This window comes from Thiorhodovibrio winogradskyi (assembly GCF_036208045.1).
In the GTDB taxonomy this organism is placed as follows: Bacteria; Pseudomonadota; Gammaproteobacteria; order Chromatiales; family Chromatiaceae; genus Thiorhodovibrio; species Thiorhodovibrio winogradskyi.
On sequence record NZ_CP121472.1, the window covers coordinates 1,102,488 to 1,121,750 of the forward strand.

The window sequence follows — 19,263 nt, forward strand, 5'->3', positions numbered from 1 at the left end:
ATGCGAGAGCAAGAACAAGCACAAGAGCAGGAGCCCGAAGGTCAGGATCAGCACGCGCACCACGACCATGGCGCCATGATCGCCGACTTCCGCCGGCGCTTCTGGATCTCGGTGCTGTTGACGGTGCCGATCCTGCTGCTGTCGCCTTTGATTCAGTCTTTTCTCGGACTGACCGATGCGCTCGCCTTTCCCGGCGATCAGTCTGCCCTGCTCGCCCTCTCCACCGCGGTGTTCCTCTATGGAGGCTGGCCGTTCCTGACCGGCCTCCTGTCTGAGCTGCGCGCCGGCGCGCCCGGCATGATGACCCTGATCGCCCTGGCGATCACCGTCGCCTATGGCTATTCAGCGGCCGTTGTGCTCGGACTCGAAGGCAAGGTGTTCTTCTGGGAGCTCGCCACCCTGGTCGATGTGATGCTGCTCGGCCACTGGATCGAGATGAAGTCGGTGATGGGGGCCTCGAGCGCGCTGGAGAGCCTGGTGCAGATGATGCCAGACCGGGCGCTGCGCCTCGACGACAGCGGCAAGGTCAAGGAGGTGCCGATCAGCGAGCTGCACAAGGGCGACCGCGTGCGGGTCCACCCCGGCGAGAAGGTACCGGTCGACGGCACCATCGTCGAGGGCAAGACCAGCCTGAACGAGTCCATGCTCACCGGTGAGTCCCGCCCGGTCGAGAAGGGTGAAGGCGACGAGGCCGTCGGCGGTGCCATCAACGGCGAGGGCAGCATCACGCTGGAGGTGCGGAAGACCGGCGCCGACACCTACCTGTCACAGGTGGTCGAGACGGTGCGCCAGGCGCAGGCGTCGCGCTCAGGCGCACAGAATTTGGCCGATCGCGCCGCGGCCTGGCTGACCTATATCGCCCTCTCGGCTGGCGTGATCACACTGGGTACCTGGCTCTTCGTTGGCTACGCCTTCGACTTTGCGCTCGAGCGCATGGTCACCGTGATGGTCATCACCTGCCCGCATGCCCTCGGCCTCGCGGTGCCGCTGGTCGTGGCCGTCAGTACCAGCCTGGCCGCCGGCCGTGGTCTGCTGATTCGCGAGCGCGCCGGCTTTGAGCGCGCGCGCAAGCTTGACGCGGTCGTCTTTGATAAGACCGGCACCCTGACCGCGGGGCGCTTCGGCGTTCAGGGGGTCACCCGCTTCGGCGACCTGGATGAGAACGAAATGCTGCGCTTGGCCGCAGGCCTGGAGGCTCGCTCCGAGCACCCCATCGCCCAGGGTATCGTCGAGGCGGCGCGGGACAAGGGGCTGCAGATCCCAGAGGCCAGCGAGTTCGAGAATCTTTCCGGCCGTGGTGCCAAGGCCCAAGTCGAGGGCCGCCTGATCCGTGTAGTCAGCCCCGGTTATCTGCGCGAGCAGGCGATATCGGTCGATGAGGACGCGGTGGCCCCGCTGCGCGAGGGCGGCAAGACGCTGGTCTACCTGCTGGAGGATGAGCGACCGCTCGGCGCCATCGCGCTCGCGGACCTGATCCGCGATGAGTCGCGCGAGGCCATCAGCCGTCTCCAGGCGATGGGCATCGACTGCCTGATGCTCACCGGCGATGCCGATGCCGTGGCCAAGTCGGTCGCTGACGAGCTGGGCCTGAGCGAATACTTCGCCGAGGTGCTACCGGACGAGAAGGCCAAGCGCATCGAAGCGGTTCAGCGTGGCGGGCGCATCGTCGCCATGGTCGGCGACGGCGTCAACGATGCCCCGGCACTGGTGCAGGCCGACCTCGGCATCGCCATTGGCGCTGGCACCGATGTGGCGGTCGAGTCGGCCGATATCGTCCTGGTCGAATCCGACCCTAAGCGCGTCGCCGATGTGATCGAGCTCTCGCGGGCCACCTTCGGCAAGATGATCCAGAACCTGTTCTGGGCGACTGGCTATAACGCTGCGGCTATCCCGCTCGCAGCCGGGGTTGGCTATGGTTCCGGCATCCTGCTGAGCCCCGCCGTCGGCGCTGCATTGATGTCGCTGTCGACCGTCATCGTCGCCATCAATGCCAAGCTGCTCGGGCGCTTCAAGCCCTCGGGTGCCTGAAACAAGGTACGCCGTTCAGGCCGGCTCGTAGAGGTACACCTGAGCACGCTCGTCGAATGCCACGGGACTCGGCATCGCCGGGGATGCGCGCAGCTCCCGCGCACCAACCGTCAGATGCAAGGTCTCTCCAGCAGGGTCAAGCCAATTGATCGATTGTCGTGACACCAAGCACGGCTGTTCGCTGCCGTGAGGGTCCGCGGCAGAAGGGCCACCAGCGGTGGTGCTGGGCCCACTCATGCTCAGATCCAGGTAGGCCAGCGCCCAGTCACGATCATCGAAGACCAAGTCATTGAGGGTCACGGCCACTCCGTCCGCCGTCTCGACGCTCCACCCGAGGAGGGTTTCAGCCCGTAGCACATCGTCCGCCGACAGATCCGTCTCCGCACCCAGATCTGCCGCGACCTCGGATTCAACCTCATCGGCCGGCGCCGGTGGCGGTTCGACGACGACGTCGGGGTCGATCTCGGCACGCCAATGTGCGGCCCAGTCGGGCGGCAAGGCGTCTTCATCACCGAAACCGGCGAGCCCATCCTCGGTCGCCATCGTGGGGCTTGAGAGGAGCGTCTCGGCATCGGCGTCCAGGTCAAGCTCAGCCCGCGCCTCATCATAGCCGACCACCATGCGTGGGGCGATCAGCAACTCGCGCGCCGGCGCCCAGCCTTCCGCCTCGGCCGCGAGCAGCCGAATGGTCCATTGATCGGTATCGAGCAGGGCGTCGCGCAGCCCGGCCGTCATGCCGTCAGTGGTGCGCAAACGCCAGCCGAAGAGATTGGTTAGTGACAGATAACTCTGATTCATCGAGTGCTCCGTGAGTGCTTTTTTCGCTAGTTCCGACCACTGCGCTGACGGTGTTGCGAGATCAACGGCTCGGCCTGCTCATCGCGCCAGAGCGCGTGGCAGGTCGGCGAGCAAAAGGCTAGGGGTAGTCTTGCCCCTCGGGATGCAGCGCCTCATCAGGCGGTATCTCCTGCTGACACTGCTCGCAGTGGAGTGGTTTTGGCCAGCCGCTTTGCCGACCTGCGTTGTCATCGTTGGCTGTCATCGCGGTCCTCGCTTAGGTTGCTGTGTGCAAGCCCTCGGCCTCCCAACCGGTCATGCCGCCAAGGACGTTGTAGACCTCGCGATAACCGCGGGTCTTGAGCAGGCTGGCGGCGACCGATGAGCGGTAACCGCTGCCGCAGATCGCGGCGATAGGCCTGTCCTTGGGCAGCTCGTCGGCGCGCTTGACAAGCTCGGCGCCGGTGATGTGCCGCGCTTGCGGGATGTGACCAGCGCTCCACTCGGCCGGCTGGCGCACATCGAGCACGAGCAGATCGCGGTCCTGATCGAGCGCTCGGCGAAGCTGGTGCACCGTCCACTGCGGCAAGACGTCGATCGGCTGGCCGGCGGTGCGCCAGGCGAACATGCCGCCGCCCAGCCAGCCGCGCGGCAGCGGATAGCCGATCCGCAACAGCTGCCAGCAGACCTCCCAGAGATCGCCGGCGCGGTCGAGTACTAAGATCAGATCAGTATCCGACGGCAGCACACTGCCAGCCCAGGTTGCAAAGCTGTTGCCGATACCAACGTTAATCGCGCCCGGAATGTGGGCCGAAAAGGCCTCCGGGCTGCGGCAGTCGAGGATCAGTGCGCCCTCGTCCCGCGCCTTCTCAAACTCCTCGATGCCGAGCGGCGGCGGATCGGCCAGCACGCCGAGCAGTGGCGGACCCTCGGTATTGAGCTTACGCATCCGTGGCCAATACGGGGGTACCGCGGGTAGATCGGTCAGGTCCATGCACTGACGGACGAATTCGGCACTCGACGACAGGCTGCTCAGCACCTGATTCAGGCGCCTTTCATAGCCGATCGTGGTCGATAGCCGGCTGCCGATATTGCCGCCGCAAAGCGAACCGGAGACATGGGTCGGGAAGACCTCGACGAAATCCGGCAGTGGCAGGATCTTGTGCTGCAGCGTCTCGCAGAAGGCTTCAGCGCCCTTGCGTGTCTCCTCTTCACCGCCCAGCAGGTCTGGCCGCGCCAGATCGCCGACCAAGAGCGCCCCGCCCGAGAACAGGATCGCTGGCTCGTCGCCGCGCGAGCGGTCGGTGACCAGCAGACTGATGTGCTCTGGCGTGTGTCCCGGGGTGTGCATCAGCTCGAAGCGCACCTCGCCCATCTCGAGCGTCTCGCCGTCGTCCATCGCCCGCACCGGATAGCCGACCTCGGCCCGTGCGCCGGCGAGGAGTTGGACCTCGCCCCGCGCGGGCAGCTCGCAGATGCCGCTCAGGTAGTCATTGTGCTGATGGGTATCGCAGGCGTAGCGAATGCGCATACCTTGCTCGCGCGCCTCGGCGAAATAGGTCTCGACATCGCGGCGCACATCGAGCACAAGGGCTTCTCCAGAGTCTTCAGAACCGACCAGATAGGAAGCATGGCCGAGACTCGGCAGGTAAAACTGTTTGAAGAACATCGAGGCGCTCCTTCAGCAAGGGAATTGTTCAGCTTCCGTATTGAAAGCAAAGGTTGCGCCAGTTCTTACACCAGCCAGCCCATTGGCCCGTCAGACGCTTCACGCAGCGCTACCCGAGTGCTCGGTCAATCCAACCAGCGATGGTCGCTATCAACCAGCGAACAGTTCAAATCCCCCGCTCTGTCTAACTGAAACCAGTTGAGACACGACCAAGACACCCTGGCACTGCTATTACAGGTGGTATTGATCACCGAGCGATTGCTCATTCAGCTGGATCATGTCTTCACTATCCCGGAAAAACGAGATTTGCACATTCTCGGAGACGAAATCCGCCTCAAGCCGATCTCAACGCTGAGAGGATTGCCGGACGTGATCACGATCTTTCTGCGCTCACTGAACGAGCATTGGAATGGCAGGCTGATCGGTCATCGTCTCTGGCTACGATGGCGATGGTTCGGCGGCCCTCTGTGGGATACGCTCATAGGTCCATCGCGGAGCGCGAGGTTTTGCGCAAGGCAAACGAAGATTGCGAGCGCCGAATCACAGCACTCAAAGCCGGTACGCCAGGCAAAACGGCTTTCGCTGCGTAGCCTTTATATACCCTTTATGGCAGCGATTTACACGATTGCTTGCTGGTGCGGGAGATTGTGGTGGGCAAATGAGGCTGTCTCCCTGGGCCCTTAGTGGAAGATGGTCTCTGGGGTCTCGGCGCTGAGGATGCGACCCAGCCAAGTGTCGAGTTGCTCAAGCTCCGCCTGCTCGATACGCTCGCGGTGAGTTTGCACGGTCTCGAGACCGAATTTTTGATCAAGCTGACGCAGCAATGTCCTGGCCTCGCCCTGCAGCACTCCCTTCTCAATCCCCACTCGCTCAACAGTCGTCACGAATGGCGTTTGGTATTGCTCCTCGTAGGCATAAAGTTCTTGGCGAAACTCCGCTTCTAGCTCTTTGGGTAGGCGGATCATCCAATCGATCAGCCGGAAGAGTTCGACAATCAGCGCCCGTTCGTAACCGCGCTCTTACATCAAGCGCATCAGGCGGAATTTCCAGCGTTTCAGGGTCTCGGCATCGTCGGTGACCTTGGCCCGAATTTGGGCCATGTCCACCAAGGCAAAGACATTGTCGCTCGCTTCCAGCTCGGCTCAGCGCTCGGGGGTGGTGTAGCCAAGTAGTTTGACCATCGGGAAGTCGAATTGCACCCGACAGTCCCACAGCGCCGTGCTGTAGCGGTGCGGGCGGAAATTGCGATTCGTATCGTCCAACACCGCCAGGCTCGCGACCGGTACTTGGTAGTTCTGCTTTGTTAAATTCTAGTTCTCGGATACTATTGATTTAGAAGCCCGTATTAGAATCGTGTCCAGTCGGTTGAGGGTTGGAAAAGCCATGACGGCATCCAGGGCCGGCAAAAGACTGGGTCACATCGTGTAAACATCGATAAATCAAGAAGATAAAGTTAACAAAGTAGAAGTAGGCATCTCGGATTTTGTAATTGTAGGTAAACATCCGCTCGGCAAAGGCGCTTTGCTGATCGCCTTGCACTTCAACATGGGCTAGCACCCACACCGTCGTGTCATCGCGGCGGGTGAGGCCGACGAACTTGTTGGCATAGCGCCGGGTGGTCTTGGCCTCGCGCACAACCTTTTAGGTGGGATTGGGCTGGAATTCCTTGTCGAGAAACTGCACGCCCTTTGGCCAGTCGATCTCGGCATGGATGGCTGGGAATAGCAGCGCGGGGAACTCCGGGAAGAACCGCTCCAAGGCTTCTTTCAGACCTCCCAGGTCCAGATTTTTCCTCCCACGTAAGCGCTTGAATCTCCGTCTTACCCGACGTTTTTTGGACATTTCCGTCCGACGTCAAGAAGTCGTTTTTTGGACAAACACTGACACAGTTATTCGTTTTATATAAAAATAATTCTGGCAAAATAAAAGAAAGCTTGGCATGATCGGGTGAAGTGGTTTTATCCTCATCAAGGAGCTTCCCTGGTGACCCAAATCGAGTTGCTGATTAGACCGGGGCCGCCGCCGGACTTCGCGACCGGCGCGGGCAGGTGTTGTTCATCGACGCGCGCAAGCTCGGCGCGCTGGTGGATCGCACCCGGCGCGAGTTCTCCGACGAAGACGTGGCGCGCATCGCCCGCACCTACCACGCCTGGCGCGGCGAGCCGGACGCCGGCGACTACGCCGACGAGCCGGGATTCTGCAAGTCCGCCACCCTGGAGGAGATTCGCGGCCATGGGCATGTGCTGACACCGGGGCGCTATGTCGGCGCGGCGGTGGTGGAGGATGACGGGGTGCCTTTTGCCGAGAAGTTCGCCGAGTTGCGGGCGAAGCTGGAGGCGCAGTTGGCGGAGGGGGAGAAGCTGGGGGCGGTGATTCGGGAGAAGTTTGATGGGGTGGTCGCGCCTTGAACTGTGCGACTTTGCGCTTTTCCCGTCACGCCTTTGAGCGGATGTTCGAGCGGGGGTTGTCACCAGCGGTGGTCGAACAGTCTATCGCGACCGCTGAGCCGATAAAGGAATATCCGGATGAACGTCCCTTTCCCAGCGTCTTGTTGCTTGCCTTCCATCAGCAAACACCCGTGCATCTGGTTGTTGCGAAAAATCCGTTGACCGAGGATTGCGTCGTGGTCACAGTCTATATTCCAGATGCCAAGCTTTGGCGCGACGACTTCAAGACCCGGAGAAATCGATGAATTGCACGCTCTGCAAGCACGGAGAAACCACGCCAGGCATGGTCACCGTGACCCTTACTCGGGGCGACACGGTCGTGGTTCTAAAGGAGGTTCCCGCCGAGGTGTGCGAAAACTGCGGCGAATACTACCTGGACAGTGCCACGGCGGAGCGGCTATACCAGCAAGCCGACGCGGCGGTGGCGCGGCGGGTTGAAGTGGAGGTTTTGCGTTATGCGGCGTGATTGGGCGCGGTTGGCGGAGGGGGATGTAGTTGGGGGCGGTGATTCGGGAGAAGTTGGATGGGGTGGTTGTTGATGGATGAGTGGCCCGAATTAACTCTGGCTGAAGCTGGTGTGGAACTGATCGACTGCCTTCACAAGACTCCAGGCAAACAATACATCGGCATGCCTTACATTTCAATTCCCGAGATGCGAGGCGGTGAACTTGACCTTACAAATGCGCGAAAGATCAGTCATCAAGACTACGAAGAATGGACCAAGAAAGCAAAGCCAGAAGCTTGTGATGTCGTGCTTTCTCGACGCTGGAAGCCCTGGCGCGGGCGCTGTTCAAGGATTGGTTCGTGGACTTCGGCCCCACCCGCACCAAGGCCGAAGGCGGCGCGCCCTATCTCGCCCCGGAGCTGTGGGATCTCTTCCCCGATGCGCTGGATGATGAGGATAAGCCGGTGGGGTGGGAGAACTCCGAAATCGGCAAAGAAGTTGATGCTGTTGGCGGCGGCACACCCAGCACAAAAATTGAGGAATACTGGGCAGGTGGTGCCTACAACTGGGCAACGCCCAAAGATATGTCCCGCCTGCAAGGCCCTGTGCTGTTCAATACAGAATGACAAATTACCAAGGCTTTATTGCGATGGTCTGCAACAAACGCCTTTCAAACCTCTTCGTTTTCTTTTGGTGTGAGCAGAACCTTGATTACATCAAGGATATTGCAGGTGGTTCGACGTTTGCTGAGATCAGTAAAAAGGTATGGTATTTCGACCCATCCCAATTTTTGTTCCAAAGGAGCAGTGCCTGAGTGCCTTCAATGACCTCACGCAAACACTATAAAGACAGATTGTAAACAACAAGATTGAGAACGAAACCCTCGCCCAAACCCGCGACTTCCTCCTCCCCAAGCTAATGTCCGGCGAAATCCGCCTGCGCGACGCCGAGCGGGCGGTGGAGGCGGTGTTGTGAACCCACGCATGAGGCAACAGCAACCATGACCATCCTGCAAAGCCAAATTAACGATGCTCCCAGACAACTCTGCATCGACCTGCCGCCGGAATCCGAATTGATCGACCGCTATGGCCTTGACGACCCACACATCAACCGATACAGAGGCGCTTCTTATGCCCCAGACGTTATTTGAAATCCCACAATTGAAACAGCTTCTGAAACAAGCCCTGACCGAAACCTTGACGGAACAACGCGACCTGTTGCGCGAGGTCTTTGCCGATGCCTTGGAAGATGTCGCTTTGCTTGATGCCATCCGTGAAGGTGAAGCGACCGAAACTGTTGAACGTGATGCGGTCTTTGCAGTGTTAGAAGAAACATCTTGAATACGCTTTTTCGTAGCAGCTTTGTGCGCGATCTGAAAAAAATTCAGGATCCTGACGTGCTAACAGCCATTCGCGCCGGAATTCTGCACATTGAACAAGCCGAGTCCCTCACCGACCTGAGGAATCTGAGAAAACTCACCGGCAGTGGATCCTATTTCAGACTGCGCGTTGGGGATTATCGTTTGGGTCTAAAAATCGACGACAATCAGGTTGAGTGTGTGCGATGTTTGCATCGCCGCGACATCTATCGCTATTTCCCTTAGCTCGCCTCGTCTGGATTGAACATGGCGTTTCTCACTGAAGCCGACATCGAAGCCGCCCTGCTCGCCGAGCTATCCGCCCTCGGCGACCAGACTACCACCGAAGCCGAGATCGGCCCCGATGGCGACGCCGCCGAACGAACGGTGGAGACGGTGTTGTGACGGCGGTTCTCTACCACGAGGGCGGCTTCCCACCGGTCGAACTCGACTGGCCCCGATTGATTCCGCTCATTGGGCCGGCAAACGCGGCGATCGCTCGCTACGAGGGCGTTCTGCACGGCGTGCCCAACCCGCAAGTCCTGCTCTCGCCGCTGACGACAAACGAGGCTGTTCTCTCCAGTCGCATCGAGGGTACCCAGGCGACGCTGGGCGAGGTGCTGGAATTGGAGGCCGAGGGTGGTCCGCTCGACGAAACCACCCCGAAGCAGGCCGACATTCGCGAGATCCTGAATTATCGCGCCGCGCTCGCGGAGGCCACGCGACTGCTCACTGAATTGCCCCTGTCGCAACGCTTGATCCGCCAGACGCACGAGGTGCTGATGCAAGGGGTGCGCGGGCGGAACAAATCGCCGGGCGAATACCGGCGGGTGCCGAACTGGATCGGGCCGCCCGGATGCGGAATCGAGGATGCGCGCTTCGTTCCCTGTGGCGCGGATCGGGTGTCCGCCGCGATGGACGCCTGGGAGGCTTATATTCATGCCGCGACGCCCGATCTGCTTGTCCAGCTTGCGGTGCTGCACGCGGAATTCGAGGCGATTCATCCCTTCCTCGATGGCAATGGCCGCCTGGGACGGCTGTTGATTCCGCTCTATCTGTACGCGAAACAACTGCTGGTGCGCCCGAGCTTCTATCTGAGCGAGTTTCTCGAGTCGCGGCGCGATCAGTATTACGACCGCCTGCTAGCGGTGTCGCGTGAAGGCGACTGGACCGGCTGGTGCGTGTTTTTTCTGGAGGCGCTGATCGCCCAAGCCGCCGAGAACGAGCGCAAGGCGCGGGCGATCATGGACCTTTACAACAGCCGCAAGGACTGGATTGCCACGGTGACGCGATCCCAGTACGGGGTGCGTGCGCTGGATTGGTTTTTCCTGCGACCGATTTTCAAGGCCTCGGATTTCGCCGCATCGGTTGATATCCCCGCGCCAACCGCCGGGCGCATCCTACGCACGGCACGCGAACAAGGTTTGCTCACCGAGCTGCGACCGGCCAGCGGCCGCCGAGCGGCGGTGCTGATCTTCCCGGAACTGCTCAACCTGGCCGAGGGCAGCGAGGCCTTTTGATGATCATCCATGCACGACAAACGTCGTTGTCAATCAAAAATCGTCAAAAATGATCGACAACATCATTTGGGCATCACCGATGAGCAACAACGCAGGCTCAACCGCGAGACAAAGCGATGGCTTTCTTGACTGAAGCCGACATTGAAGCCGCCCTGCTCACCGAGCTAGCCGCCCTCGGCTACCAGACCACCACCGAAGCCGAGATCGGCCCCGACGGCAGCGCCGCCGAGCGCGAGGCCTTCTCCGATGTCCTGCTACTGGGACGCCTGCAAGCCGCCATTGATCGGCTCAACCCCGATCTCCCACCCGACGCCCGCGCCGAGGCCCAGCGCCAGGTCATCGCCACCGTCGCCCCGTCGCTGATCGAGGAAAACCGCCGCCTGCATGGCCTGATCACCGAAGGCGTCAAGATCGAGTATTACGACAGCGACGGCACCCTGCGCGGCGGGCGCGTGTGGCTGATCGACTTCGACCACCCGGAGCGCAACGATTGGCTCGCGGTGCAGCAATTCACCGTCATCGAGGCTGGCCATAACCGCCGCGCCGATGTGGTGCTCTTCGTCAATGGCCTGCCGCTGGTGGTGTTCGAGCTGAAAAGCCCCAGCAGCGAGCAGGCCAGCATCCACAGTGCCTACCAACAGTTCCAGACCTACAAGGCCGAGATCCCCAGCCTGTTTCGCACCAATGCCGCGCTGATCCTCTCCGACGGCCAGATGGCGCGCATCGGCTCCCTGACCGCCAATGCCGAGCGCTTCATGCGTTGGCGCACCACCGACGGTGAGACCATCGCCCCTGATGGCACGCCGGAGCAACCGGTGCTGGTCCAGGGCGCGCTGGAGCGTCCGCGTCTGCTCGCCCTGCTGCGCGACTTCACCGTCTTCGGGCGCACCGATGCCGGGCCGATCAAGATCCTCGCGGGCTACCATCAGTTCCATGCCGTGCTGCGCGCGATCGCTTCCACCCTGCGCGCGCTGGCGCTGGCCGATCCTGATGCCCGCCCGAATCTTGGCGAAGACCCGGAAGCCTATGGCCTGCCCGGCGTGAAAGGCTACCGCCGTGGCGACCGCCGCATCGGCGTGATCTGGCACACCCAAGGCTCCGGCAAAAGCCTGCTGATGGCCTTCTACGTCGGCCAGTTGGTGCGCCACCCGGCCATGGCCAATCCAACCATCGTGGTCATCACCGACCGCAATGATCTGGATGATCAGCTGTTCGCCACTTTCGTGATGTGCCGCGACCTGCTGCGCCAAACTCCGCAACAGGCCGACAGCCGCGCCGATCTGCGCGCCGCCCCGATTACACACATGCCAACGCGCCTCTGGCGGGGTGATCTTCACCACCATTCAGAAGTTCGCCCCTTCAATGAGCCCCGATGGAAGCCAGCCCCAGCTCGGCCAACTCAGCGACCGCCGCAACATCGTCGTCATCGCCGACGAGGCCCACCGCAGCCAATACGGGCTCAAGGCCAAGGTGGACAGCAAGACGGGCGCGGTCGGCTACGGCTTCGCCAAACACCTGCGCGATGCCCTGCCCAATGCGTCCTTCATCGGCTTCACCGGCACCCCGATCGAAGCCGAGGACGTGAATACCCCGGCGCTGTTCGGCCACTACATCGACATCTACGACATCAGCCGCGCGGTCGAAGACGGCGCCACGGTGCCGATCTACTACGAAAGCCGCCTGGCGCGCATCGCGCTGCCCGAGGACAAGAAACCCGCGCTGGATGAGGAACTGGATGATCTGACTGATGAGGCCGACGATGATCGCGTCGAGGAACAGCTCAAGCGCAAATGGTCGCGCATCGAGGCCCTGGTCGGCGCCGAGGACCGCATCAACCGCATCGCCGCCGATCTCGTCGAGCACTTCGAGCGCCGCCTCGAAGCCCTCGACGGCAAGGCCATGATCGTCTGCATGAGCCGGCGCATCTGTGTCGCCATGTATGAAGCCATCGTCGCCCTGCGCCCCGACTGGCACAGCGACGCCGAAGACCAGGGCGCGATCAAGATCGTGATGACCGGCTCCGCCGCCGACCCCGCGCACTGGCAAGCCTACATTGGCAACAAAGCCCAGCGCGAACGCCTCACCGCCCGCGCCAAGAATCCCAGCGATCCGCTCAAGCTGGTGATCGTGCGGGATATGTGGCTGACCGGCTTCGACGCTCCCGCGCTGCACACCCTCTATGTCGACATGCCCATGCGTGGCCATGGACTGATGCAGGCCATCGCCCGGGTCAACCGCGTCTTCCGCGACAAACCCGCCGGGCTGGTGTTCGATTACATCGGCATCGCCCAGCGCCTGAAAGAAGCCCTCGGCCAATACTCGCCCTCGGATCGCGAGCGCACCGGCGTGGATACCGCCGAGGCCGTGGCGGTGATGCTGGAGAAGTTCGAGATCGTGCAGGCCCAATTTCATGGTTTCAATTTTTATGGCTCCGACGATCAGGCCGCGCTGACCGGCACCCCAAACAACGCCTGGCGCTCATGGGTCAGGCCATCGAGTGGATACTGAGCAAACAGCAGCAAGCCGCCGCCCGGGAAATCGACGCCACCGCCAAGAAGCGCATCCACCGCCGCTTTCAGGATGCCGTGCTGCAACTGTCCAAAGCCTATGCGCTCGCCTCCGCCAGCGAGGAGGCCAAGGCCATCCGCGACGAGGTCGGCTTCTTCCAGGCCATCCGCGCCTCCCTGGTCAAATCCACCACCGGCCCGGGGCCGGGCAGCGCCGAGCGCGACGCGGCGATTGCCCAACTGATCGACCGCTCGGTGGTCTCCACCGAGATCGTCGACATCCTCGGTGCCGCTGGCATCAGTTCGCCTGACATCTCCATCCTGTCCGATGAGTTCCTCGCCGAGATCGCCCAGACCGAACAGAAGAACCTGGCGCTGGAGGCCCTGCGCAAACTGCTGAATGATCAGGTGCGCTCACGCAGCAAAAGCAACGTCACCGAAAGCCGCAAGTTCTCCGAGCGCCTGGAAGACGCCATCGCCCGCTATCACACCAACGCCATCAGCACCGTCGAGGTGCTGCAAGCACTCATCGACCTGGCCAAGGATGTCCGCGCGGCACAAGCGCGTGGCGAGGAGGAAGGGCTCAGCCAGGATGAACTGGCCTTCTACGGGCGTCCTGGTAACAATGGTCGTGAGTTTCCCAAAAACCAAAGGAGCAGGCCGTAACGCAAGTGGACCTTGATGAAGGCTCGTGAACAAAGGTTGGATACGCCAACCCTTTGTTCAGACAGCGAAAGTCGTTGGGTGGCCACTGGACGAACGGAGGTGGTGGTCATCGTCTCTCGCGGTAGCATGGGCGGCCAACGGATAAGCCGAGACTAACGTGCTGGCAGCCTGCTCTCTACTCTAAAAAAAAGAGTATCGTCTGCTGGACCCTGCACTGCGAAACCTGATCTCTCCCGCTCTTTCCCATCAGTGCCACTCACTCTTAGCCATATACTCTTCGGTCGCTGACCTGCGGATTATGGACTATACTCAAAAAGGTTCAACGTCACGTCGTCGCTGTCGTAACACTCCTTATCAGTGTCACCCCAGCAAGCACAGGCGTTACGAATATTTGGTTCTGTTCCTTGCCAGCCGGCAACAGTCGTAGTGAGTCCGACATGGTCGATGTTCCTCCGGCACCCCTCTCCACCGTTGCCGATGCAACCCTTCTTGAGCAGACCGTCATCCGTGTCCTGCTCACCCACACCTACCCGATTGTATTGCATGGTCTTCAGGCGCTGCTACAAGCCCAGCAGCAGTTTCAGGTTGTTGACCGTCGGATGACGGCTCAAGGTCTGATGGAGGCCGTGCGCCGGCATCGCCCGGATATTCTACTGATGGACTGGCAACTCAAGGACGGCTGAGGGCCCGCGCCAGTTGTTCGTCCCCATTAAAAGCGTTGAACAGCAAGATGTCCAGGGCGTCCACCGCATCCGCTCAATGGTCATTGATCAGCGCACGGCGCTGGTCAATCAGATCCGGGGATTGTTGGCCGAATTTGGGATTGTGATTGCGCAGGGACGCGCTGAACTCATGCGCCGTCTGCCCGAAATCCTTGAAGACGCAGGGAATGGATTCAGTGAGCGGTTTCGCGCTGAATTGAACGGTCTCCTTGAGGAATTGCGCCACATGGATACGCGGATCGCTCACTACGATGCACAGATCAAAACGGAGGCCGAGACAAATGCTTCAGCACAGCTGTTGATGTCGATCCCCGGCATCGGGCCGCTGGTGGCCACCGCCTTAATCGCCACCTTGGGCGACAATTGGGGGCTGTTCAACAATGGCCGCGCGCTGGCCGCCTGGCTGGGGCTGGTGCCGCGACAGCACTCCACCGGTGGGAAACCACGTCTGTTAGGGATCAGCAAGCGCGGTGATGTGTACATGCGCAAACTGCTGATCAACGGGGCGCGTGCCCCTGATCTGAACAATGGGCGCTGGGTTGAGAACAAAGACGACGCCCTCAGTCATAGGGCGCGCGGTCTCAAGCAACGCCGTCATGCCAATGTCGCCGTGGTTGCGATGGCCGCTTGTTCTCATCGGGGGCTCGTGCGCATCGCCTGGGCGGTGATGACCACCGGGAAAGCATTCGATGCCGAACGCGGCGCATTAGCGAAGCCTGCAGCTGTTACTGCGTAACGCCTATCGGCCACGAACCATTCCGATTAACCCGCCGATAGGGCATCAACCGAGTTCCACACCACGAGTTGCGAAGAGAGAAAGTCACTGTAATGGCATGAAAGGTACGACCGCCGCGCTGAAAACCTGAAGGGGACAGCAGCCAGCTTAAGCTGAGACTGATAGTCTGATTGAGGACGGCGAGGTACGCGAATTCCATTAGGGCACGGGGACCGCAATGCGTCCCGACATCGATGCCGGATAGTTGGCCGCAACGTTTCCTTCTGCTAATGGCGATTTTCCTCTTGCATCGCGGGGCGGACCATATATGTCCCCGGAACTCGTCCCGGTTTTTCCCTGGGTTACGGGATTAACTCCAAGCGGCGTTCAATTTGTTGAATCCGCTCAATCACCTGATCAATGCGTATCTGTTGGAGGGCAGTATCGGCCATTGTTTCCGCTTAATCACGTTTTACAGCAGCCATGGCGACTTCGAGCGTACTCAGACGATATTTGACATCTTTGAATTCAGTGTGCATCTCAATACGTAAGGTTTGGATTTCGGAGCGTAATGCCCGCAAGTGCTCTAGCACCAAATTGTCGACATTCTCGGTCATCGGCGGTCACTCCCAAACAGGTTACGTATCAGCCAAGCATAACACAGCCCCCAAAAAAACCCGAGGCGCGAACCTCGGGGACTGGGTGTAAAACATCCGGTCAGGCAGAATCTGTCAGGGGCTAGGCGTCCTTGCCTGGGTGGCAAAAAATAAATCGCGCCTTTGATTTTGGATAGTGGGAGTCTGTAGTCAGGCGGGATCAGTCAGGGGAATTAAGTACACTATTGTCCCCAAAACTGCCGTCCGTGCCCTTCAGGTCAGGGGTGCTCAAAAATTAATTCGAGCCTGGCCGTTCGCAGTAACCCCTTGGTCGAGGGAAGGGACCCTACTTTGTTCACGCAACCAACGAGTGGAGGATCAGGGGATTGCCATGTCGCTAACAACCCCGGAGAAGATCAGGACACTACAGAGGAAGCTATCCGCCTTGTGCCAAGCAAGAACCTGGCTACCGCTTCCATGCGCTCTATTGCCTTGATGTACCGGGAGGACATCCTCCGTCACGCCTGGAATCTTGTCCGGTCAAATGGAGGCAGCCCTGGCATTGACGGGGTAAGCTTCGAGATGATCGAGCAAGGCGAAGGGGTAGAAGGGTTCCTGAAGGGCATCGCAGAGGAACTGCAAGAGAAACGCTACTGTGCCCAACCGGTACGGCGGGTGATGATTCCCAAAGGAGATGGCCGCGAGCGGCCGCTGGGGATACCCACCATCCGCGACCGTGTTGTGCAAATGGCGGTTAAGCTGGTCATCGAGCCGATCTTCGAGGCGGACTTTACGCCGCACTCCTACGGGTTTCGACCCAAACGCTCGGCGCACGATACCATCGACGACATTGCCAACGCACTCTGGGCCGGTCACACCCAAGTGATTGACGCTGATCTGTCGAGCGACTTCGACACCATTCCCCACGCCAACCTCATGGCGGTGGTCGCTGAACGCATGGTCGATGGAGCCATCCTGGCGCTCCTGAAACAGTGGCTGAAGGCCCCCGTCATTGGCGTGAATGATCAAGGAAAACGCATGACCGTCGGTGGAGGGAAAGGCAACCGGGTTGGAACACCAAAAGGTGGTGTAATATCCCCTCTGTTGTCGAATCTCTACCTGCACTTGCTGGATCGTATTTGGGATCGACATCGGCTGAAACAGAAGCTGGGCGCGCACATTGTCCGTTATGCGGATGATTTTGTCGTGCTCTGCAAGCAGGGTGTGGAAGAGCCGCTGAAGGTCGTCCGCCACGTCGTGGATCGACTGGGTTTGACGCTCAATGAGACGCCCGATTGAGATCAGGCCCATGTGGTGGATGCCAAGGAATCGGGCTTCAACTTTCTGGGCTTTACGCTCCAGATGAGCCGAGGCGCCAAGACCGGCAAATGGTACCTGAACGTGCGCCCGTCGGACAAAGCTGTGGGAAAAATCATGGCAAAAGTGACGGACTTAACACGACGAGAACTGACCTGTATCCCGCTGGACGATGTGGTGGGGAGTGTCAACCGCAGCCTGAGAGGCTGGGCGGGCTACTTCCATTTCCGCAATTCCAGTCTGGCGATGAGTAAGGTCAGAAACCACGCCGAACAGCGGCTGCGAATCCACTTGCGAAAGCGACATAAGGTCAAGAACTGGAAGGCAGGCCATGCCAAATTCCCGTCTCGCGACCTCTATGACCGCCATGGACTGCACAAGCTCCCTAAGGTGCCCGGCTGGAAGACGGTGCATGCCTTGGTGTGAAGAGCATCGGAAAGCCGTGTGCGGGAAAATCGCATGCACGGTATGATGAGGGAGGGCTGGGAGTCATCGCTACGCCTCGGCTATAAGGCACCGCCAAAGCGGCGGAAAACAGATGAGCTAAAGCGAGTGATGACAACATGCTCTCTACTCTACCCTTTAACCGACCCCTTTAACCATTCGGAGAGTAAGCCGGGAACTTGTCCGCGTTTAGGTCAAGGTTTGTTTTCTCTGTTTCCGCCTGGTTTCCCGGCGGTGCCACAATATTATGACCATGCGCAGCTTTGTTACCCGGCTCCTCGCAGAACCGGACTTGGAGTGTTACAGCATCCGGCTCCCAGTCTGAGTCATCCACCAAGGGACGGGGTAAAGGTTGTGGCGAATTTCTGCCTTGGGCAGGAGGCGGCGTATGTAGGCCGAGAATTGCTTCCAGTTAAGCGAGCGCTTCTGGCTTCGCCTGTTTAGCCACGTAAACAGCAGCCGTTGGGCAAAGTAGATGTAGCTCGACAGCCCGCGACTGTTACCGCTGACACCATAGTACTGAATGTGTCCTTGCAGATGCCTCGCAAGAAACGCCACCATGGCGTTCCCTCCCTCAGTACGCATCTCCCGCAGGCGGTCGTTGAGGGCCTTGAGCTTCTTGCGCAGGCGCTTGCCGTCGGTTTTGCGACCAACAACGAAGCGCCCCGTCCGACTCCGACCCACATAATGGGTGAAGCCGAGGAAGCTGAAGGTGCGTGGTCCTTGGTATTGCACCCGCGAGCGTCCAAGCCCTCTTGATGTCAACAGGGCACTGCCAACTTGCAGCAGCGCCGTCTTGCTCGGCTCGATCTCCAGATCGAACTCGGCCAAGCGCTTTTGCATTTCGGTGAGAAAGGCGCGGGCGTCGACCTCGTGCGTGAAGCAGGCCACATAGTCATCGGCGTAGCGAATCAGGTAGGCCTTGCCCGCGCACTGCTTTGCAAAACGCTTCTCGAACCAAAGGTCGAGCACGTAGTGCAGGTAGATATTACTCAGTACGGGCGAGACCAATCCGCCTTGCGGCGTCCCTTCGACGCTGGCTGCAAATACGCCATCTTCCATGATGCCGGCTTTCAGAAACCGCTCGATGATCCGTGGAAGGTTCGGATCGCCGATGCGATGTTCTAGAAAGCGCAGCAGGTGGGCATGGGAGACGTGGTCGAAGAAGCCTTTGATGTCAGCTTCAACCACCCCGCAACGTCCGTTCGTTGGTGATGACCTCCGCGACCCGACGTAGCGCATCATGCGCACTGCGCCCAGGGCGAAAGCCATAGGAGCAGTCCAGAAACTCCGGCTCCCAGATGGCCTGCAAGATTTGGCTGAGGCGATCCTGCACCAGACGGTCTTCAAAACTCGGAACACCCAGCGGACGCATGCGTCCGTCCCCTTTCGGGATGTAGGTTCGCCGCACCGGTTGCGGCCGATAGCCCAGTCGGCGTATCCGTGCCGACAAGTCCTCCAAGCGAGCCAATAGGCCCTTGGCATAGTCCTCCTTTCTTACCCCATCAACTCCGGGCGCCCTGTGCCCAATCGGGGCGTCCGTCTTGGCGTCCGAAGCTCATCAAGCAACCCCTCGGGATCAAACAACAACCCCATCAGGGAGGTGAACCGCGTGCGCAGTTCCTCGCGCGCCTTCAGTGTGAAACGTTTCAGTTTGGTTGTCACGCTCTTAGTCCTCTCAGCGTAGGGACGTGTGTCACTGTCACGTTATCTCAGACCGCCACCCCTTATGCTCGACCCGCATTACCGGGCGTCATCGCTCTTACGAGTGGCTCCGACTTCCGTGCACCACCGCCGGCGTCCTCGCTTTTTACACTTGTTCGCCGGTGCCCGCCTCCAGCGGACCGATGCACGGATCTCCCTGGTTACCACGTGCTCTCAATATAAGGCTCGACACGGCCTCGGACCCCGGGGAGTATCCATGCCACTGACCAGTGACGCGACATGCATTGTTGCCTGCCGGGGGGCCAAACCCGTCGGCACTCTCCAACGTAATTTTCGGGGCTCTACACCTTCAGGGTCGGCTTCACCCGTTACCTTTGCACCTCGCCTG

Annotated in this window: 22 protein-coding genes and 2 pseudogenes; 14 read left to right on the forward strand and 10 right to left on the reverse strand. The window is 60.2% G+C overall.

Going from position 1 to position 19,263, the window contains the following annotated elements; all coding sequences use genetic code 11:
- Positions 1-2,028 carry a copper-translocating P-type ATPase gene (locus Thiowin_RS04900; RefSeq protein WP_328986619.1) on the forward strand — a complete coding sequence of 676 codons (2,028 nt, stop codon included), beginning with the start codon at positions 1-3 and terminating at the stop codon, positions 2,026-2,028.
- A gap of 15 nt (positions 2,029-2,043) precedes the next feature.
- On the opposite strand, the gene Thiowin_RS04905 is transcribed toward Thiowin_RS04900, so the two are convergent.
- The 7 genes from Thiowin_RS04905 to Thiowin_RS04935 form a co-directional block, all read right to left on the reverse strand.
- Positions 2,044-2,826: a hypothetical protein gene (locus tag Thiowin_RS04905; protein ID WP_328986620.1), complete on the reverse strand. Its 783-nt coding sequence runs from the start codon at positions 2,824-2,826 to the stop codon at positions 2,044-2,046.
- Positions 2,827-2,944: 118 nt separating this feature from the next.
- Positions 2,945-3,070, reverse strand: coding sequence for a hypothetical protein (locus tag Thiowin_RS04910; protein ID WP_328986621.1), 126 nt, complete (start codon positions 3,068-3,070; stop codon positions 2,945-2,947).
- 12 nt (positions 3,071-3,082) lie between these two features.
- Positions 3,083-4,474 (reverse strand): MBL fold metallo-hydrolase, encoded by a 1,392-nt coding sequence (locus Thiowin_RS04915; protein ID WP_328986622.1) that lies wholly within the window; start codon positions 4,472-4,474, stop codon positions 3,083-3,085.
- Between the two features lie 680 nt (positions 4,475-5,154).
- On the reverse strand, positions 5,155-5,439 hold the full coding sequence (locus tag Thiowin_RS04920; RefSeq protein WP_328986623.1) for a hypothetical protein: 285 nt from the start codon (positions 5,437-5,439) through the stop codon (positions 5,155-5,157).
- 177 nt (positions 5,440-5,616) lie between these two features.
- Positions 5,617-5,739 carry a hypothetical protein gene (locus Thiowin_RS04925; RefSeq protein ID WP_328986624.1) on the reverse strand — a complete coding sequence of 41 codons (123 nt, stop codon included), beginning with the start codon at positions 5,737-5,739 and terminating at the stop codon, positions 5,617-5,619.
- Between the two features lie 67 nt (positions 5,740-5,806).
- Complete coding sequence (locus Thiowin_RS04930) at positions 5,807-6,109, reverse strand: hypothetical protein (RefSeq protein ID WP_328986625.1); 303 nt, start codon at positions 6,107-6,109, stop codon at positions 5,807-5,809.
- 6 nt (positions 6,110-6,115) lie between these two features.
- On the reverse strand, positions 6,116-6,316 hold the full coding sequence (locus Thiowin_RS04935) for a hypothetical protein (RefSeq protein WP_328986626.1): 201 nt from the start codon (positions 6,314-6,316) through the stop codon (positions 6,116-6,118).
- A 206-nt stretch (positions 6,317-6,522) separates the two neighbouring features.
- Here Thiowin_RS04935 and Thiowin_RS04940 point away from each other — a divergent pair, with 206 nt between their 5' ends.
- The 11 genes and pseudogenes from Thiowin_RS04940 (at position 6,523) to Thiowin_RS05000 (ending at position 14,874) form a co-directional block, all read left to right on the forward strand.
- Positions 6,523-6,882 carry an N-6 DNA methylase gene (locus Thiowin_RS04940; protein WP_408034166.1) on the forward strand — a complete coding sequence of 120 codons (360 nt, stop codon included), beginning with the start codon at positions 6,523-6,525 and terminating at the stop codon, positions 6,880-6,882.
- Positions 6,883-6,893: 11 nt separating this feature from the next.
- Complete coding sequence (locus tag Thiowin_RS04945) at positions 6,894-7,166, forward strand: DUF4258 domain-containing protein (RefSeq protein WP_328986627.1); 273 nt, start codon at positions 6,894-6,896, stop codon at positions 7,164-7,166.
- Positions 7,163-7,387, forward strand: coding sequence for a type II toxin-antitoxin system MqsA family antitoxin (locus tag Thiowin_RS04950; protein ID WP_328986628.1), 225 nt, complete (start codon positions 7,163-7,165; stop codon positions 7,385-7,387). The genes Thiowin_RS04945 and Thiowin_RS04950 overlap by 4 nt, the downstream gene beginning before the upstream one ends.
- A gap of 338 nt (positions 7,388-7,725) precedes the next feature.
- A complete protein-coding gene (locus tag Thiowin_RS04955; protein ID WP_328986629.1) occupies positions 7,726-7,992 on the forward strand; it encodes a restriction endonuclease subunit S domain-containing protein in 267 nt (88 codons plus the stop codon).
- Between the two features lie 459 nt (positions 7,993-8,451).
- Positions 8,452-8,706 carry a hypothetical protein gene (locus Thiowin_RS04960; protein WP_328986630.1) on the forward strand — a complete coding sequence of 85 codons (255 nt, stop codon included), beginning with the start codon at positions 8,452-8,454 and terminating at the stop codon, positions 8,704-8,706.
- Complete coding sequence (locus tag Thiowin_RS04965) at positions 8,703-8,969, forward strand: type II toxin-antitoxin system RelE family toxin (protein ID WP_328986631.1); 267 nt, start codon at positions 8,703-8,705, stop codon at positions 8,967-8,969. Before Thiowin_RS04960 ends, Thiowin_RS04965 begins: the two co-directional genes overlap by 4 nt.
- A gap of 21 nt (positions 8,970-8,990) precedes the next feature.
- The gene (locus tag Thiowin_RS04970; RefSeq protein WP_328986632.1) at positions 8,991-9,128 is read left to right on the forward strand and encodes a hypothetical protein; all 138 of its coding nucleotides are present in this window, start codon (positions 8,991-8,993) and stop codon (positions 9,126-9,128) included.
- A complete protein-coding gene (locus Thiowin_RS04975) occupies positions 9,125-10,243 on the forward strand; it encodes a Fic family protein (protein WP_328986633.1) in 1,119 nt (372 codons plus the stop codon). Before Thiowin_RS04970 ends, Thiowin_RS04975 begins: the two co-directional genes overlap by 4 nt.
- Positions 10,244-10,359: 116 nt before the next feature.
- Positions 10,360-13,377: pseudogene (locus Thiowin_RS25190) on the forward strand (type I restriction endonuclease subunit R); the annotation flags it as partial.
- Positions 13,378-13,853: 476 nt separating this feature from the next.
- On the forward strand, positions 13,854-14,099 hold the full coding sequence (locus Thiowin_RS04995; protein ID WP_328986636.1) for a helix-turn-helix domain-containing protein: 246 nt from the start codon (positions 13,854-13,856) through the stop codon (positions 14,097-14,099).
- Positions 14,100-14,112: 13 nt separating this feature from the next.
- Positions 14,113-14,874, forward strand: coding sequence for an IS110 family RNA-guided transposase (locus Thiowin_RS05000; RefSeq protein ID WP_328986637.1), 762 nt, complete (start codon positions 14,113-14,115; stop codon positions 14,872-14,874).
- 440 nt (positions 14,875-15,314) lie between these two features.
- Here the strand turns inward: Thiowin_RS05000 and Thiowin_RS05005 are convergent, their stop codons facing one another.
- Positions 15,315-15,470, reverse strand: coding sequence for a hypothetical protein (locus Thiowin_RS05005; protein WP_328986638.1), 156 nt, complete (start codon positions 15,468-15,470; stop codon positions 15,315-15,317).
- Positions 15,471-15,926: 456 nt separating this feature from the next.
- On the opposite strand from Thiowin_RS05005, the gene Thiowin_RS05010 reads away from it, so the two are divergent.
- The gene (locus Thiowin_RS05010) at positions 15,927-16,748 is read left to right on the forward strand and encodes a reverse transcriptase domain-containing protein (protein ID WP_328986639.1); all 822 of its coding nucleotides are present in this window, start codon (positions 15,927-15,929) and stop codon (positions 16,746-16,748) included.
- Positions 16,749-16,763: 15 nt separating this feature from the next.
- The gene (locus Thiowin_RS05015) at positions 16,764-17,192 is read left to right on the forward strand and encodes a group II intron maturase-specific domain-containing protein (RefSeq protein ID WP_328986640.1); all 429 of its coding nucleotides are present in this window, start codon (positions 16,764-16,766) and stop codon (positions 17,190-17,192) included.
- Between the two features lie 318 nt (positions 17,193-17,510).
- Here the strand turns inward: Thiowin_RS05015 and Thiowin_RS05020 are convergent.
- Positions 17,511-18,585 (reverse strand): annotated as a pseudogene (locus Thiowin_RS05020) (reverse transcriptase domain-containing protein).
- 122 nt (positions 18,586-18,707) lie between these two features.
- Positions 18,708-18,875: a hypothetical protein gene (locus Thiowin_RS05025; protein ID WP_328985932.1), complete on the reverse strand. Its 168-nt coding sequence runs from the start codon at positions 18,873-18,875 to the stop codon at positions 18,708-18,710.
- Positions 18,876-19,263 lie beyond the last annotated feature (388 nt).